Below are 17,165 nucleotides of genomic sequence, written 5' to 3' on the forward strand. Positions count from 1 at the left end.
AGCTCGTAATTTTAAGTCAATGCTTTATCTGGCGTGTACTATCGTTCATTGTAAGATGAATTGAAGACACGCCCTAGAAAGTTATTTTCTTGAAATGGAGATCGAAAGAGCTCTAGCGACTACTATATTGATCAAGATACCGTTTTTTTGAACAACTACATGTTGGTATTTTTCTGTAAGAAATACTACAGCATGATATAGATAAGCAAGTACACTGTATCTGTGTTAATAATAACGAATCTCCTAAACTTAAGGTCGAAAGTTCAAACCTCTTATCCCGCTCCAAATATGGCTCGATCAGAGCAAAAAGCCTCACTTCCCATATAAAGAGTAGTGAGGCTTTTTTTTGTCCAATTTTCAAGGGTTGTTTGCTAGGACTGTAGCGATTATATTCGAATGAAAGCCAGACAAATTAATTGTCTGACTTTTTTGTTGGCATCATCTTTTAAAAAAATTAAAGAGTCTATGCGGCTATAAACTCTAACGCTTACGTTCTGTAAAGCACTTTAACCACATGCCAGCCAAATTTAGTTTTCACCAAATGCGGGGTAAAGAGTTCACTGTTGAAACAGATTTTATCAAAAGCTGGTACCATTTGACCTTGTTTAAACTCACCTAAGCTACCGCCCTTTTTGCCTGATGGGCAGGTTGAATGTTTCTTAGCCAACACATCAAACTGAGCACCTTTTTTAAGTTTGGCGATAAGATCCTCCGCCAGCTCTTTGTCTTTTACTAAAATGTGTAATGCACTAGCGGTACGAGCCATAATGTAAACCTTTTATAAAGTGAGCTATGCTGAAGAAACCGTAGAGATAAACTTTTTAAACTAAGCATATTAATCACAGTTTACCATGACTAAGAAATAAAACAGCTCAAGCGACAACTTAGAGTGGCTGAAGAGGATTACGAGATCCTAAATGAGGAGAGATAAAGCGAAGCACTGCTTCCCCCGACGCAAGAGGAGAGCTATGCTCGAGTGAGGCGACGGCGTACTTTGCTAAGCATAGTTAAAAGTATCAAAGAAGAGTATGGTATTAAATGCCATCGCCACTACATCTAAACAAATGAATGTTGGCTGTACTTGGTAGGCTGCGTAATTAAAATCTCTCAATTTAGGTCTACAGGATTGGTGGCAGGGGTCAGTAACTAGATACTATCTGTGGATCGCCGCCTCTAATATCGATATCAGGGGCTTGGTAATGCTCCTTTAAACAGTGGTATCTTATACAAGATAGGCTTAAAGATTTGCTTATGGGTTGCTATAACTATTATCATATCAATGCTTAATTTTGAAAACAAAAACACAATAACCTAAATCGGAGTAAATAATGATTACCCATGTACCTGATGTGACTTTCAAAACTCGTGTTCGTGATGAAGCTATTGGCGGAGACAACCCATTCATCTGGTATAACCTAACCACAGATGAGTTATTTGCTAATAAAAAAGTGGTTGTGTTCTCACTCCCTGGTGCTTTTACGCCAACTTGTTCTACCAGCCACCTCCCTCGTTATGAAGAGCTATATAATGAGTTTAAAGCGTTAGGCGTAGATGAAATCGTTTGCGTTTCTGTCAACGACGCCTTCGTCATGTACCAATGGGGTCTCAAGCAAAACCGTGAAAACGTTTTCTTGCTGCCTGATGGCAATGGTGAGTTCACCCGTAAAATGGGCATGCTGGTTGATAAGAGTAATCTTGGCTTTGGTATGCGCTCATGGCGTTATTCGATGTATGTCGACAATAAAGCCATCAAAAAGGTATTTAAAGAACCTGATTTTGGCGACAACTGCCCAATAGACCCCTTTGAAGTCTCAGATGCCGACACTATGTTAGAGTATTTGCAAAATAATGCTTAACCGTATTGACTCTTGACTGCTATCACTAAGCATTGATAGCTGCTCAAATACTTAAAAAGCCTCACTACTCATTTACGAGTGGTGAGGCTTTTTTTGGATATTTACTTAAATCCTTTATTTCTAAATGAGCTGAATATCATGCAACACCCTATCGTTTAGAGGAACGCTTAGACCCTCTACCCTTTGCAGGGTGCTTACCATTCGCAGTAGGCTTGCCATTACCACCAGAGCTCTTACCACGTCCGGAAGGACGTCCACCTTTAGTACCCGCTGGGTTTTTAGCGCCATTCTTGGAGTGTTTATTATTCCCTTTTGCGCCCTGAGATTTTGAAGACGCTTTTGACTTTGAGGAAGTATTATTGCCAGATTTCTTTCGGCGATTATTAGTAGACTTCTTGGGTGCATTACTATCTTGCGAAGAAGAGTCTTCTATGGACTTAAGCAAAACGGACATCTCTTTTTGAGTCAAGTCTCGCCAGTCTCCAATGGCAAGACCCTTAAGGTTCACATTCATAATCCGTGTACGCTCAAGCTTGACGACTTCATAGCCAAAATGCTCACACATACGGCGAATTTGACGATTCAGACCTTGCACTAAGGTAATGTTAAATACGGTGGGCGCCACCTTAGTCACTGGGCATTTTTTGGTCATTTGCCCCAAAATAGGCACACCACCTGCCATACCCTCAATAAAACTTTCGGTTATCGGCTTATTCACCGTCACTAAATACTCTTTCTCATGGTTATTGCCGGCACGTAATACCTTATTGACCAAGTCGCCATTACTGGTCAAAAAAATCAAACCTTGAGAATCTTTATCCAAACGGCCAATCGGAAAAATACGTACGCTATGTCTCACAAAATCGACAATGTTACTTTTCTCAGATTTTTCTGTTGTACTTACAATACCGACTGGCTTATTGAGTACAATAAATACAAAATCATCAGCGTCTTGCGGCTCAATGAGCTGTCCGTTAACCTTTACCGTATCTCCAGCAACCACTTGATCACCGACTTGCGCACGCCTGCCATTGACGTATACGTTTCCTTGTTCGATAAAGCGGTCAGCGTCGCGCCGAGAGCAGATACCACTTTCTCTAATGTATTTATTTAACCGAGTCGAGGACGCATTGTACATAAAGCACCGTTTTAGCTAATTAAACGCCCTTTCTTACTAGAAAAGAGCTTAAATTGAATGGATTAGTAGTGATGAGATGACTGACATTATATAGGAAATTCAGTATCGATTTTAAGAGAGATGGTCAGGAACAAGCGTATTCAAAACACTATTAATCGAGATGATGTCGAAGAGCTTCTCAATAAGGTTCAAAGCTCAAAACTTATACCAATTGCCAGTAGATATAGCGTTAATTCAACTATTAGAACCAACCCTCTTCTAACAGTTGCTCCGTATTACTCACTTTAAACCCATCACATAAATCATAAAACGCTATTGGGTCTTCCACATTATCGAGTAAATCTCGTTTATTTAGTGCCATAAATAATGCTAGCGCATAAGCTGAGCTGTGAATAGATTTTTTAGGATTAAAGGTAATATCGGTGACCGCTTGATACTGCATCACCTCGCTATGTAGCTGAGTGTTTTGCTTGAGGGCATTGATGTATAGCCAATCATAAAACATGGTCAACGGCTCTAAATTCCACTCCATACCAAAATCATTGTAACCTATAAGCTTGCCTGAGCGGTGCAAGCGCTCGTCTTTTTTAGCTTGTCTTGGTGGCGCATCGAGTAAGTCAGTAAAGGGGCCGCCCTGCTCAAAAACTTTACTCGCCTGAAAGATATTCTCTACACTATATTGGCCGCCACTATGCTCATCAGTGAGCTGTAAACTGAGTGGGCTAAGTAAAAAACTGAGCTTATTGCCCGATTTACTTGATAGCTCAAGCACCTGATTAAAACCGTACTTTTTACGGATGACTTGATGCAGATCGTTGATAGATTTTTTCTTTTGTCTACTAGCAAATCCCACATGCCGCTCAAAACGAACCATATCCGTCTTTACTAAGTTGTCACTATTGACTCTCGGCATGAACACGGGTCTTTGCTCTACAGCGTTTTGATTTTGTTCCATAGTGTATAGTCTTCAGTTCATCATAATGATGAACATTATACCAAGAGTTGAGGAATTGAAAGCCGTTTTAGTTTAAATACAATTGTGAATGATAAAATGTGAGCAATAAAAAAGGACAAAATATTGATTATTCTGTCCTTTTCTTTGATAACTAATCTACTTGAAACTTTAAAGTATAAAAAGCATAAAGTTAAGTCAGCATACCACCATCGACAAGTACGCAAGCGCCAGTGGTATAGCTTGAAGCGTCTGATACTAGATACAGTACGGTACCTGCCATCTCATCAGGGTCGGCGACGCGGCCTAGCGGAATCGCATGTAGTGCCATGTTTAATACTTTATCATTTGACGTCAGTGCTGAGGCAAACTTAGTATCAGTGAGACCTGGTAATAAAGCGTTCACACGGATATTGAGCGGACCGCATTCTTTAGCAAAAGATTTAGTCATGCTAATCACCGCCGCTTTAGTGATGGAATAAATTCCTTGTTTGTCACCAGCGACAATACCGTTGACCGAAGCGGTATTCAAAATAACGCCACCACCCTGCTCTTTCATCATCTTACCGGCAGCAATAGACATAAAGAAATAACCGCGAATATTGACATCGACAGTCTTTTCAAAAGCGCCTAAATCAGTATCTAAGATATGACCGTAATAAGGGTTGGCGGCCGCGTTATTGACTAAGATATCGATTTGACCAAATTCGCTTTTGATGTGTTCAAAAATAGCGTCGATCTGATCCATCTCGCCGACGTGACAGGCATAAGCGCTGGCTTTGTCACCGTTCTCTACAATACTGTCAGCAACTGCTTGGCAAGCATCAATCTTACGGCTTGACACGATAACGTGCGCTCCGCGTGACGCCAGCAAGCGTGCAATAGATTCACCAATGCCGCGACTAGCGCCGGTGACTAAGGCAATCTTCCCTGTTAAATCAAATAAATCTTTCATTATGTTTCCTTTATATTATTAAATATCTAATGATTAAGCTAACATACCACCATCTAAAGTAAAGGCGTGACCATTCATAAAGCTGCTCTCATCGCTAGCAAGCCAAGCAATAGCGCCTGATACTTCTTCCACTTTACCTAGGCGGCGCAGCGGACTGGCTTTGATGGTTGCTTGCTGAGCACGCTCGTCCATTTTTGCCATGGTGTTCTGTACCATAGGCGTATCGATAAAGCTTGGACAGACGGCATTGAAGCGAATATTGACCCGGGCATACTCGTGAGCGGCTGACTTAGTGAGTCCCATAACGCCATGCTTAGCAGCGCTATAAGCAGATAGTAACGGTGCAGAGCGCAAACCTGCAATAGAAGCCACATTAATGACATGACCGCCGCCATTAGGCGCTAGGCAAGTCACTGCCGCTCGCATACAGTGCCAAACGCCCTTGAGATTGACCGCGATATTTTTATCAAAATCGTCATCGCTCAGCTCATGCATCGGTTTGGGCGCATGGTCGATACCGGCATTATTAATGACCACATCAAGGCCGCCAAGCTCTGCCATCGCGAACTTAAATAGCGCGCGAACATCATCGCCATCGGTGACATCGACTCGTCTAAAAGTAATGCTATGATTGGCCTCTAGCGCTTCTTTGTAGACACTATTGCCAAGCTCTTCGTTCCTATCGCCAATGACCACTTTTGCGCCGCGACTGGCTAACAACTTAGCACTAGCCGCGCCAATACCTGAGGCGCCGCCGGTGATAAGAATGCGTTTGCCCTCGACATTAGAGGCAGGTAAGTTGCTTAGCGTGTTTGCTGCAAGTCCGTTTGTCGTCATGAGTTATTCCTTTACTTGTAGTATAAGTTTGCCAAAGTTTTCACCTTTAAACAGCATCATTAAAGTCTCAGGGAAAGTTTCGATACCTTTGACGATATGATCTTTTACCGTGATATCTCCTGCTTGTATCCAGCCGGCGATATCCTTCATCGCTACTGGATACTCTTTGATATTATCAAAAACCACGATGCCTTCCATCCGCGCGCGATTGACTAATAGCGATAGATAGTTAGCAGGGCCTTTGACCGCCGTTGTATTGTTATACTGACTAATCGCACCGCAAATCACAATACGCGCATGGACATTAATCTGAGTTAAGACATCATCTAAAATCTCACCGCCGACATTGTCAAAGTAAACATCGACGCCGTCTGGACAAGCTTGCTTAAGCGCTTTTTTGACGTTCTCGTTTTTGTAATCGACTGCCGCATCGAAGCCTAACTCGTCAATCAAAAATTGACATTTCTCAGGGCCACCCGCGATGCCAACGACGCGGCAGCCTTTGATTTTGGCGATTTGACCGACTAGACCGCCGACTGCACCTGCCGCTCCTGAGACTACAACGGTCTCGCCGGCTTTAGGCTCGCCAGTCTTTAGCAGACCAAAATAACCCGTCATCCCTGGCATACCGAGTACGCCAAGATAATAAGGCAGCGGCGCTAGATTTGGATCGACTTGATACAGACCTTTGCCATCGCTGACTGCATAGGACTGTACACCGTTATGACCACAGACAAAGTCGCCAACCTTGAACTTGTCATGCTTACTCTCGATGACTTCACCGACCGTCCCAGCGCGCATCACATCGCCGACTTGCACCGGTTCGATGTAGGATTTAGCATCATTGAGCCAGCCGCGCATCGCTGGATCGATAGAGATATAATTAATTCTGATCAAAATCTCGCCATCGCTAATGCTAGGTACTTCGGTCTCGGTATAGTCCCAAGTATCGCGGCTAGGTTTGCCTGTCGGTCGCTCTTTGAGTCGCCACTGCTTATTGGTCTGTTTATTTTCAGCTGTCATCATTTATTCCTTTAAATTAATTTTGGGTGAAAGGTATTCAGCGAGTCTAAAACCACTCGGCCTGCATATCGGTACAGACTGAGTTGTCGTTATTTAATAATTGAATATCGCGCTGGATAGTGGGTAGTTCCCAGTCGATAAAGTATTTGGCCGCTTGAATTTTGCCCTGATAAAAGTTTTGCTTATCGCTCGCTTGTTCCTGAGCCAGTAGCTGCTCGGCTGTGCTTGCTTGGCGAATCCACATCCAGCTGACCACGATTGAGGCAAAAATATTCATTAAGGCTTGCGCATTGCCAGTCAAAATCAGCGCTTTTTGGGTCGGTAATATCTTGCTCAAATGCACGAGCACTTCATGTAGATGCTCAGTGTAAGGCATCAGCTTACCGGCAAGCGTGGCGGATTCAGGCGTGGTGATACTTTGTAAGTCGCTAGTAATCTCGCGCTTTAGAATTTGCATGCCTAAGCCTTTATTTTGCCAAATCTTACGAAATGACAAATCGAGCGCCTGTACGCCATTTGTGCCTTCGTGAATAGGGTTAAGACGATTGTCACGCCAAAACTGCTCGGCATGATACTCGCGCGTATAACCCGCGCCGCCTAACACTTGAATACCTAAATCATTAGCCTTCGGACCATACTCTGAAGGCCAAGCTTTGATCACTGGCGTTAATAAATCTAATAATTCTGATAGCTCGTTCTGTAACGTGTCATCATCACTCGTATTAATACGGTCGATTAGGTTAGAACCGTATAAACACAAAGCCATAGCACCTTCGGTATAAGCTTTTTGCGCGAGCAGCATACGCTTGACATCGCCATGATTAATAATAGCAGTAGCATCATGCTCAGGCTTATTATTCGGGGCAATGCGGCCTTGGAGTCTGTCTTTAGCATAATCAAGCGAGTACTGATAGCCGCGATAACCGATCATCGCCGCGCCAAAGCCCACACCGATACGCGCCTCGTTCATCATCTTAAACATATAACGCAGGCCGAAATGCGGCTCGCCCACTAAATAGCCGTAACACTCGCCTTTATCACCGAAGCTCAGTGCGGTAGACGTAGTACCGCGATAGCCAAGCTTGTGCAGCAATCCTGTCAAATGCACATCGTTACGCTCGCCTATTGAGCCGTCCTCTTTTAGACGATACTTTGGCACGACAAATAGCGAGATACCTTTAACGCCGCCGGGTCCTCCCGGAATCTTGGCGAGTACTAAATGCACAATATTATCAGACAGCTCATGATCACCGCCTGAGATGTAGATTTTGCTACCTTTAATGCGATATGAGCCGTCTTCTTGCTCGGTCGCAGTTGTTTTAATATCCGCTAATGATGAGCCGGCGTGCGGTTCAGTCAGTGCCATAGTACCGGTGAATTCGCCCGTCAGCATACGCGGCATAAAGGCGTCTTTGACTTCCTCACTCGCGAAATGCGAGATGACATTGATGGCTGCTGTCGTCAAAAAAGGATAAGCCGTGGTTGAAGGATTAGCCGCCATAAAATAGCCAGCTACTGCGGTCATTACCGTCTCAGGCAGCTGCATGCCGCCATCTTCAAAGGAGTAACGACCGGCAATAAAGCCAGAGTCTCGAAAAGCATCAAAGGCGACTTTGACATCGTCAATCATGCTGACGGTTTTGCCATCGAACTGCGGCTCATCTTTATCCGCTAGGTGGTTATGCGGTAAAAACAAATCTGTCGCTATCTTGTCTGCAGTGTCTAGCACTGCATCAAAGGTTTCGCGGTTGTGCTCAGAAAACTTAGTATGTTCAGTTAAACGCTCAACATCTAAGACATCGTAGAGCTGAAAAGGTAGTTCGTATTCGTTAATCAAAGTATCTGCCGCCATAATATTCCCTCTTTACTAAAGCTTATAAATGAGTATTAGAGTAATCATAAGCTAAATTTTAGCTTTACCGTATTGTCATTTATGACATAATTAAGGTGAAAAACGACACTGCTATTAATAGTGCATTAAGAGAACACGAAGAATAATAGTCTTTAAGGAGAGTCGCCCATGTCACAAAAACAGCCCTATGAAGTGATTATTCTCGGATTTGATGGGGTGCTCGGTAGCGTGCTTTCAGGAGCGCTGGACTTATTTTCTTTTACTGGCGTCAGTTGGCAGCGTTTTTTGGATTTAGAAGTAAAGCCAAGGTTTAAGGTGCAAATTGCGAGCCTTGGCGGCGTCGATATCACCGCCAGCAATCGGCTGGTCATTCAAGCGCATTGCGACATTAGTACAGTAAGCGAGTGTGATTTACTACTCATCCCAACCATTGGCGATTCGATAGATAAGGTGCTTAAACAAAACTCAAAGCTGCTACCGCATTTACAGCGTTTGGCCGCAACCGAGGCCGATATCGCAAGCAACTGTAGCGGCGCTTTTTTTCTAGCTGAGGCAGGACTACTTAATGGCAAAACCGCGACTACACATTGGGGCTACGCCGATAAATTTAAAAGTGATTACCCTTTAGTTGATCTGCAAGACAATCAGTTCGTCACCCAATCAGGGAATATATTTTGTGCAGCAGGTGGCAGCGCTTTTTATGATTTAGCGCTACTGCTTATTGAGCGTTACTGCGGACGCGAGGTCTCAACGCAAGTGGCAAAGACCCAGATTATCGATAGTAAAAGGGGCAGTCAAAACAGCTATACCAATGTAACCCTGCATAAACCGCATGGCGATACCTTAGTCAAACAAGTGCAAGAGTATATCGAAAACAACTTCGATCAACCGCTGCAAGTCAGTGACTTGGCCACTATTGTCAATGTGACACCGCGTACGCTAAATAGACGCTTTCAAACCAGTATCGACATGCGCCCCATTGAGTATATCCAAGCGGTGAGAATTGAGCAGGCCAAAAGGCTGCTTGAATCGCAGACAGTTACTATCAAGTCGCTTGCTTATCAGGTCGGCTATAGTGACCTCTCTTCGTTTACTCGCTTGTTTAAGCGAGCGACTGAACTGACGCCAAAGGAATATCGCGATAAATTTTCGCGGCTAGCGATTTGACTGCAAAGCTGTGCAGTAGCTTAGCTAAAGTAAATCTTCACTGAACACAACCTGTTATAGCCTGGGTTAAAAACTCAGCCTACGCTTCAAGCACCCTTAAAATTACTCAATATTAACGCACCAAAATCACTGGTGAGACCGTGCTCGCTAAAATCTCAGTCGTCGTACTACCTAGAAACATCTGCTGCCATTTTGAGTGACCATAAGCACCAATCACCATAATATCGATATGATTTTCTAGCTGAAAATTAAGGAGGCCATTGACCGCATCCCCTTGCGGTAGATGGTGGCAGTCAATATTATAGCCTGCATTTAGTAAGTCTGCGGCTGCCGCGGATAAACTATTTTTGGAAGTGCTATCATGATTACCCACCATCACTAAGTGGCCTTGTAGCTTTTTTAGTACTTCGCTTTTAGCGATGCGTTTGATGACTTTGATAGCGGTTTTACTCGCATCAAAAGCAATCATATAAGAAGTGGGATCCTGAAACGGCTCTGAGCAAATCAGAATGGGTACGCTGGAGGCGCGAGCGACGGTTTCGATTTGACTACCGATATTGATGCGGCTGTTTTTGTGGTCTTCACCGCGACGTCCCATCACGATAGCGCGGTTCATATCGCTGAAATGCTCGATAGCAGGCAATAACTTGCTATGACGCTGATAGATGTCAACGGCGACATCGAAGTGGCTATTGATATAGCTTTTTGCGTCCTGTACTAATGCGTCGCTATAATTATTAGCAACCTTGGCTCGGCGTTCATCTATCTCCGATAACTCTTGTAATAGAATCTGACGACTGTCTACGCCAATGGTTCCTGAGAGATCACGCCTGACTGAGGCAGGCACTTCGATCGTATTCAGTAAAGCAACCGGCAGGCTCAGCCGATTGGCATACCATGCCGCATAACCACAGATGGACTCGGTCACTGTCGATCCATCGATACAAGCTAAAATATGTTGAGTCGCCATAATTCATCCTTAAATGCGCTAGACGCAATATTGTAGTATCGGTACTCATATTTATAGCAGATTATTGGCCCGCATTGACAGTTTTTATAAAGTTTATTGCAAATTTTTATCGACTACTCTATGGCTGTTGCCAGTCTTTTTTGCTCATTTTATAGAGTACGTGCGTGGCAAACGGATGATTGGCATTTAACATAGGGTGGTCAAAGTCTTTATTGATATTACTCATACCCAAACGTTGCATCAGACGTTGTGAAGGTTTGTTACTTACTGCGGTAAAAGCCACCACTTCCTTAAGCTGCAAAACTTCAAAAGCGAATTTAAGTGCTGCCTGTGCTGCCTCTAGTGCATAGCCGTTACGCCAGTAGTCTTTATGCAAGCGCCAACCAATCTCAACATTAGGGGCAAACGGCATATCCTGATGTACTTGGTTTAGACCCACCATACCAATAAAATTATCATCAGCATCCTCTTTAAGACTGACTGCCCAAAAGCCCCAACCGTTATCCTCAATCAGCTGCTGACATTTATTAGCAATGATATCGCTTGTGTGTTTAGAGAGTACCTTAGGAAAATACTGCATGACTTCAGGATCAGCATTCATCTCCGCAAAAATGGAAAAATCACTAGGCTGCCATTGTCTTAATATTAGACGCTTGGTTTCTAATTTAGAGAGAGCAGGATGTCTTATCATGATTTAAATAGCTTTTAGAATGTAAAACAGCATCAAACGTTAATCCTATAACTCAAATCACCCGCCTCATCGCCAGTTATTCCGCGAAAGCCCCAACAATGCGCAGGCTGCTCTTTGATAGTGATTTCGATATCTATAGGTTTAATACCAATCTTAGCGTCAATTTGTTGAAATAAGGTTTTAATTAACGCTTTTTGCGTCGCCATCGTCCGCCCTGCCATCATATTAATTTCTATAACTGTATAAGCCGCTGACCTATCGCTAGGATAATAAAAATCCTCAGCATTCAAAGGAATAAAGCGCTGTACTTTTTTGCCCTCTGGTAATCCTAATACCGACTGCATACAGCTATGAATCACCTCGGAGAGCTGAGCTTTGATAGGGTTGAGGTTTTCATTGATACCATATATAACGATCATAATATATTTTACTCACTATAAAACTTGAGTGTAGCAAAAAACCTTTGTCAAAACGAAAAAAGACTCCCATAAGTGAAGTCTTTTTTCGTACCGATTTTTATAGTAAAAATATACTCATCTACATAAAACGCGAAGCCAGCTCTTTCATAATCTCATTGGTACCGCCGTAGATTTTTTGCACGCGCGCATCAGCATAGAGTCTAGCGATAGGATACTCCATCATATAGCCATAACCGCCAAATAGCTGCACGCACTCATCCATCACGATACATTGCTTTTCGGTGACCCAATATTTGATTAAAGCGGCATGCTGAACCGTAAGCTCTTTTTTTAGCAGTGCCTCGATTGCAGCATCGCATAATGCGCTTGAGGCAATATAATGCGTGTTACATTCAGCAAGTTTAAAGCGAGTATTTTGGAAGCTCCAAACCGGCTTACCAAAAGCGGTACGCTCTTTGGTGTAGTCAATGGTCAAATCTAGCGCTAGCTTCATCGCGCCGACGCCAGCTAAAGCGACAATCAGCCGCTCTTGCGGCAACTCTTGCATCAGCTGCATAAAGCCCATACCCTCAACTGTACCCAAAAGATTAGCTTGCGGCACGCGCATATTATTGAAAAACAGCTCTGAGGTATCCTGTGACGCCATGCCAAGTTTTTTGAGTTTTTTACCGCGTTCAAACCCCGGCGCATTATCGGTTTCGACCACGATTAACGACACACCTTTTGCGCCTTGCTCTCTATCGGTCTTACAAGCGACAATAATCAAATTACCTAATTGACCATTAGTAATAAAGGTTTTAGAACCATTGATAACATAATCATCGCCGTCTTTTACCGCATAGGTTTTGATGTTTTGCAGATCTGAGCCAGTGCCCGGCTCGGTCATGGCGATGGCACCAATCATCTCACCGCTTGCCATCTTAGGTAGCCAATTTTGCTTTTGCTCTTCGGTGCCGTGGTGCAAGATATAAGGCGCGACAATACCAGAATGCAAAAAGCCGCCAAAGCCAGCTTGATTGGCCTCGGACTGCGCATAGATAAGCGCTGCTTCATGACGGAAGTCGCCACCTGCCCCGCCATACTCTTCTGGCATAGAAGCACATAAAAACCCCATCTCGCCGGCCTCTAACCAAGCTTCTCGATCGAGCATACCATCATCACGCCACTTCTCATCATGCTGCTCCCAATTTCTAAAAAGCTTATAGGCGCTCTCATAGAGCATATCGATTTCTTCATTCATCCAGGTGGGTTTAAAGCTGGGGATTGTCATTGATTCATCCTTGATAGTGGTTTGCTAACGGTTTAAGAGGGAGTGCGTTCAGTTTATCACCCGCTCTTTACTTAAAAATAGCTTCTTTGGTTCGGCTAAAAATAAAGCAGACAAATATAGTTGCAAAAATAGCTTTGTTAAGCAACGCCTATCTATATAACCTCAAGGTCACATTAATTTCAATGAAACTCTAGAATACTAAGCTCATTATAATCAACGGGCGCTGCCCAGTCACTTGCCAACTTAGGTACAGGTTGGTGGTCGGCTAGCATCTTAACCGCATTAATCCAGCCTGCATGACCAATAGCCAAGACAACTTTTTCTTGATTCACTTGCAACTGCAACCACTCTTCTACTCGAACAAATAACTGGGTTAAGCTTTCGCCTGTCTCAAAGTTGTACTCAGCAAAATTATTGCACCAGTCGTCAATCTTTGCTTTGCCAATGTGCGGCCAAGCTTGCCCATCCCATTTGCCAAAATCTAGCTCAGATAGTTTATCAGACTGACGTATCTCAAAGCCTCGCTGCGCTAATATTTCGCCTACTTTTAGCGAACGCTGAAGCGTGCTGACCCAAATCACTTTAGCCAGCTTGTGTTTACGGGCAAAACCCTGAATCTGATTAGCCAGACGTTTGAGCTTACGCGGATCAACGGCGATATCAGTCTGCCCCAAACAAATGCCATCGGCGGCAATAGGTTTAGGATGACGCCATATGTAGAGTGTCATCAAAAAAAGAGTTCCATTGTTATAAATTTAACAAATTAACGCATCAAAAAGGGAGAGTCGCTGCGAGTCCTGCATAAATTGCCACTTCGCTTAGTTGCTGAGTCGCGCCAAGCCCATCACCGGTATAGCCTTGGAGGCGACGACGCAATAATCGGCGCATATAGTCGGTCGCTATGAATGCTAGCGCCAATGCCAACACTCCTTGTCCAATACTAATTTGACTCATCGCATTTGGAAATATTACCCACACTATAGCGAGTGCTAAAAACACCCAACCGCTCGCAAATAGCGCTTGCATCAGAGTCAACTGCTGCGCCATCGGTTTGGCCTTAGCATGTTCGATCTCGCCGCCGTAAGGAAGTAAAGCTATTAAGCTGATACAGAGCAAACGTGAAGCACTATGCGCGATAATCAAAGCTGTGATGGCGACAGCGATAGGCATGGAAGCCAGTAAGGTAATTTTGATTAACAGCGCTGAAACTAAGCCTAAAACGCCATAAGTACCTAAACGTGAGTCCTTCATAATGGTCAAAGTGCGCTCGCGAGTCAGGCCGCCACCGAGTCCATCACAAGTATCGGCAAGCCCATCTTCGTGAAACGCGCCCGTCAGCCGAATGCCAAAAACGCTGCTGATAACCGCGCCAACTAATGGGTTAAAAACGAGACTAACTAGCCAAAACACTAACGCGCATAACAGCCCTACCAGTAGGCCCACCGCCGGAAAATGACGACTGCTTTGGTGCAGCCACTCAGGTTGATACTGTTTAAATGTCGGCACTGGCAAGCGCGTTAAAAACTGAATCGCGACTAAAAGTAGTGTCCATTCATGATTGATACGCTGCCAAACGGATACCTTTTTATTGATAGTTTCTGGCATTTTAGTAGCCTTTGCTAGTTTAGATTCGGACATTAGAGACTCTTTTCACTGCTGTTTTTTTCACTAATCCCAGCATCGCTAAAGCTTGCCATCTCATCAATAATAGCGCAGGCCGATTGCAGTATAGGATAAGCGAGTGCCGCCCCGCTACCCTCGCCTAAGCGCATTTGCATATCGAGCAGTGGCTCGGCATTGAGCAGCTTTAAAAGTTGTGCGTGACCTGGTTCGACCGAATGATGGGCGAATACGGCGTATTGAACCACCCCGGGTGCTAAACGCTCTGCGACCAGTAAAGCTACACTCGCAATAAAGCCATCAATTAATAATATTCGTCTATCGCTAGCCGCTTGTATCAAAGCCCCTGCCATCATCGCAATCTCTAATCCGCCAAGTGCCGCGAGCGCTGCAAAAGGTGACTTAGCCGCGCTATGAAACAGCAAAGCTTGGCTGAGTATCTTTTCTTTATGCCCAAGACCTGCATCATCAAGTCCTGTACCGCGTCCGATACAATCCGCTATCGGCAAATCACCTAGACGCGCGAGCAATAAACTGGCCGCCGAAGTATTGCCGATGCCCATCTCGCCTACAATCAATAGATTACCTGTTAATGCTCTAGCTACCGCCATACCATTATTGAGAGCGAGCAAACACTCCTCTTCAGTCATCGCAGGCTCAGTCAACGCATCACGACTGCCTTGACGGACTTTATATTGGCTCAATAGCTCCGGGTGCGACTCAAAATCAGTTGCTACGCCGGCATCAACGACTTTTAGCTCGATATCGTGCTGACGCGCTAAGACATTAATCGCCGCGCCACCAGTTAAAAAGTTATGCACCATTTGCGCAGTCACCGCACTAGGAAACGCAGAGGTTCCATGCTTAGTTAGACCATGATCGGCCGCGAACACTCGAATCTGCGGCTGCTTGATTTTCGGCTGAGTACTGCTGTGTATCAGACCTAGTTGCAAGCCAAGCGACTCTAAGCGACCAAGTGCACCTATTGGCTTAGTCTTAAGATCAATGATTTGTTGCAGCTGTTGCTGTAAGTCATTATTTTTTATACTGGGTATAGTTGGCGCGATAAAAGAAGTCAAAATAGTGTCCTGCAACTGAGAAAACTTTAAAAAAAGTAGGGTAAGTTAACTAAACCGCTATGGTAGCAGATACACTATTATTAATGTCTTAAATCACCCGCTTAGAGGTCAGTTATGAATATCTTAATTGCGCCCGACTCTTTTAAACAAAGTCTTGATGCTATAGAGGTTTGCCGCGCTATTGAATCTGGGTTTAGGCAAGTATTCACAGATGCCACTTATACCCTACTGCCTATGGCCGACGGCGGCGAAGGTACTGCTGCAGCTCTGTCCTGCGCACTCGAGGGGCGCTGGATAACGGCAAACGTTCACGATCCGTTAATGCGACCTATTACCGCTAAATATCTACTGCTAGCGGATAACACTGCGGTGATAGAAATCGCGCAAGCTTGCGGTTTAGCCTTGTTAACGAGTACAGAGCAAAACCCTTTGATGACGAGTAGCTATGGCGTAGGCGAGCTTATCTTAGATGCCTTGGATAACGGTGCAGAGCGTTTTATTATTGGTTTAGGCGGTAGCGCAACCAATGACGCTGGGCTTGGTATGCTCATGGCTTTAGGCATAACTTTCTACGATAAAAACAATGAACTATTGACTCAAGGCGGCGCGCAATTAGCCAATCTGCAGCGTATAGATACCTCCACCTTGCATGCAAAAATTAAAGAAATACTGCCGCGAGTGAAAACCCCTTTTGCAGTCGCCTGTGATGTCACCAACCCTCTGTGCGGCATCAATGGCGCTAGTGCCGTCTTCGGTCCACAAAAAGGAGCGACTAGCGCGCAAGTCGATATATTAGATAAAGCATTAGCGCATTTTGCTCATATTTATGCTCAGCAACACAGGCAAGACGATAATAAGGACTATCAAAAAGTAGCAGGTGCAGGCGCAGCAGGTGGACTAGGATTTGCATTTTTGGCTTTTCTTGATGCCAATTTGCAATCCGGCTTTGATATTGTTGCTGAGGCTACGCGTTTATCAGCGCATATCGCTGAGGCTGATTTAGTCATTACTGGAGAAGGTAAACTAGACGCTCAGACGATGATGGGTAAAGTCGCTCATGGCGTTGGATTGATGGCAAAAGCACAAAACAAACCTGCTATCGCCGTTTGCGGCGCGGTTGACAAAGACTATTATCAGCAAAGCACTAATAACAACTCTGCTATAGACGATCTGTTTGCTGTGGTGTTGCCTAGCATTCAACAGCTTGCGCCTATCGATGAGGTGTTAAATAGTGCTTATCTTAATATTGAAACTACTGCTCTAAACCTTGCCGCAGCACTGCGCTTAGGTAGGAGAATAAACTAGAGCGCTGCTAACACACTCTTTTTATAACCTT

The 17,165-nt window shown here is 44.3% G+C and carries 17 protein-coding genes; 3 read left to right on the forward strand and 14 right to left on the reverse strand.

Going from position 1 to position 17,165, the window contains the following annotated elements; all coding sequences use genetic code 11:
- Positions 1-487: 487 nt before the first annotated feature.
- Positions 488-766 carry a peptidylprolyl isomerase PpiC gene (ppiC, locus tag ACS8FD_RS06520; RefSeq protein ID WP_439275033.1) on the reverse strand — a complete coding sequence of 93 codons (279 nt, stop codon included), beginning with the start codon at positions 764-766 and terminating at the stop codon, positions 488-490.
- Positions 767-1,328: 562 nt separating this feature from the next.
- Between ppiC and ACS8FD_RS06525 the strand changes: the two genes are divergently transcribed.
- The gene (locus ACS8FD_RS06525) at positions 1,329-1,856 is read left to right on the forward strand and encodes a peroxiredoxin (protein WP_439275034.1); all 528 of its coding nucleotides are present in this window, start codon (positions 1,329-1,331) and stop codon (positions 1,854-1,856) included.
- A gap of 148 nt (positions 1,857-2,004) precedes the next feature.
- On the opposite strand, the gene rluF is transcribed toward ACS8FD_RS06525, so the two are convergent.
- The 6 genes from rluF to ACS8FD_RS06555 form a co-directional block, all read right to left on the reverse strand.
- Complete coding sequence (gene rluF, locus ACS8FD_RS06530; protein ID WP_439275035.1) at positions 2,005-2,994, reverse strand: 23S rRNA pseudouridine(2604) synthase RluF; 990 nt, start codon at positions 2,992-2,994, stop codon at positions 2,005-2,007.
- Positions 2,995-3,235: 241 nt separating this feature from the next.
- Positions 3,236-3,949 (reverse strand): DarT1-associated NADAR antitoxin family protein, encoded by a 714-nt coding sequence (locus ACS8FD_RS06535; RefSeq protein WP_439275036.1) that lies wholly within the window; start codon positions 3,947-3,949, stop codon positions 3,236-3,238.
- A gap of 190 nt (positions 3,950-4,139) precedes the next feature.
- Positions 4,140-4,901, reverse strand: coding sequence for an SDR family oxidoreductase (locus tag ACS8FD_RS06540; RefSeq protein ID WP_201559224.1), 762 nt, complete (start codon positions 4,899-4,901; stop codon positions 4,140-4,142).
- Between the two features lie 33 nt (positions 4,902-4,934).
- Complete coding sequence (locus ACS8FD_RS06545; protein ID WP_439275037.1) at positions 4,935-5,738, reverse strand: SDR family NAD(P)-dependent oxidoreductase; 804 nt, start codon at positions 5,736-5,738, stop codon at positions 4,935-4,937.
- Between the two features lie 3 nt (positions 5,739-5,741).
- Entirely contained in the window at positions 5,742-6,764 is a 1,023-nt protein-coding gene (locus tag ACS8FD_RS06550; RefSeq protein ID WP_439275038.1) for an NADP-dependent oxidoreductase, read from the reverse strand.
- Positions 6,765-6,807: 43 nt separating this feature from the next.
- Positions 6,808-8,613 carry an acyl-CoA dehydrogenase gene (locus ACS8FD_RS06555; RefSeq protein WP_439275039.1) on the reverse strand — a complete coding sequence of 602 codons (1,806 nt, stop codon included), beginning with the start codon at positions 8,611-8,613 and terminating at the stop codon, positions 6,808-6,810.
- 168 nt (positions 8,614-8,781) lie between these two features.
- On the opposite strand from ACS8FD_RS06555, the gene ACS8FD_RS06560 reads away from it, so the two are divergent.
- Positions 8,782-9,780, forward strand: a complete 999-nt coding sequence (locus tag ACS8FD_RS06560; RefSeq protein ID WP_439275040.1) for a GlxA family transcriptional regulator — start codon at positions 8,782-8,784, stop codon at positions 9,778-9,780.
- 112 nt (positions 9,781-9,892) lie between these two features.
- Here ACS8FD_RS06560 and ACS8FD_RS06565 read toward each other — a convergent pair whose 3' ends face one another.
- The 7 genes from ACS8FD_RS06565 to cobT form a co-directional block, all read right to left on the reverse strand.
- Positions 9,893-10,750: a universal stress protein gene (locus ACS8FD_RS06565; protein ID WP_439275041.1), complete on the reverse strand. Its 858-nt coding sequence runs from the start codon at positions 10,748-10,750 to the stop codon at positions 9,893-9,895.
- A gap of 118 nt (positions 10,751-10,868) precedes the next feature.
- Positions 10,869-11,441 (reverse strand): GNAT family N-acetyltransferase, encoded by a 573-nt coding sequence (locus ACS8FD_RS06570; RefSeq protein WP_439275042.1) that lies wholly within the window; start codon positions 11,439-11,441, stop codon positions 10,869-10,871.
- 32 nt (positions 11,442-11,473) lie between these two features.
- Entirely contained in the window at positions 11,474-11,860 is a 387-nt protein-coding gene (locus ACS8FD_RS06575) for a tautomerase family protein (RefSeq protein WP_439275043.1), read from the reverse strand.
- Positions 11,861-11,978: 118 nt separating this feature from the next.
- The gene (locus ACS8FD_RS06580) at positions 11,979-13,130 is read right to left on the reverse strand and encodes an acyl-CoA dehydrogenase family protein (RefSeq protein WP_439275044.1); all 1,152 of its coding nucleotides are present in this window, start codon (positions 13,128-13,130) and stop codon (positions 11,979-11,981) included.
- A 179-nt stretch (positions 13,131-13,309) separates the two neighbouring features.
- Positions 13,310-13,858 (reverse strand): histidine phosphatase family protein, encoded by a 549-nt coding sequence (locus ACS8FD_RS06585; RefSeq protein ID WP_439275104.1) that lies wholly within the window; start codon positions 13,856-13,858, stop codon positions 13,310-13,312.
- A gap of 43 nt (positions 13,859-13,901) precedes the next feature.
- Entirely contained in the window at positions 13,902-14,768 is an 867-nt protein-coding gene (cobS, locus tag ACS8FD_RS06590; RefSeq protein WP_439275045.1) for an adenosylcobinamide-GDP ribazoletransferase, read from the reverse strand.
- A complete protein-coding gene (gene cobT, locus ACS8FD_RS06595) occupies positions 14,768-15,829 on the reverse strand; it encodes a nicotinate-nucleotide--dimethylbenzimidazole phosphoribosyltransferase (protein ID WP_439275046.1) in 1,062 nt (353 codons plus the stop codon). Before cobT ends, cobS begins: the two co-directional genes overlap by 1 nt.
- A gap of 114 nt (positions 15,830-15,943) precedes the next feature.
- Here cobT and ACS8FD_RS06600 point away from each other — a divergent pair, with 114 nt between their 5' ends.
- The gene (locus ACS8FD_RS06600; RefSeq protein ID WP_439275047.1) at positions 15,944-17,134 is read left to right on the forward strand and encodes a glycerate kinase; all 1,191 of its coding nucleotides are present in this window, start codon (positions 15,944-15,946) and stop codon (positions 17,132-17,134) included.
- Positions 17,135-17,165 lie beyond the last annotated feature (31 nt).

It is taken from the genome of Psychrobacter sp. 1U2 (assembly GCF_051847575.1).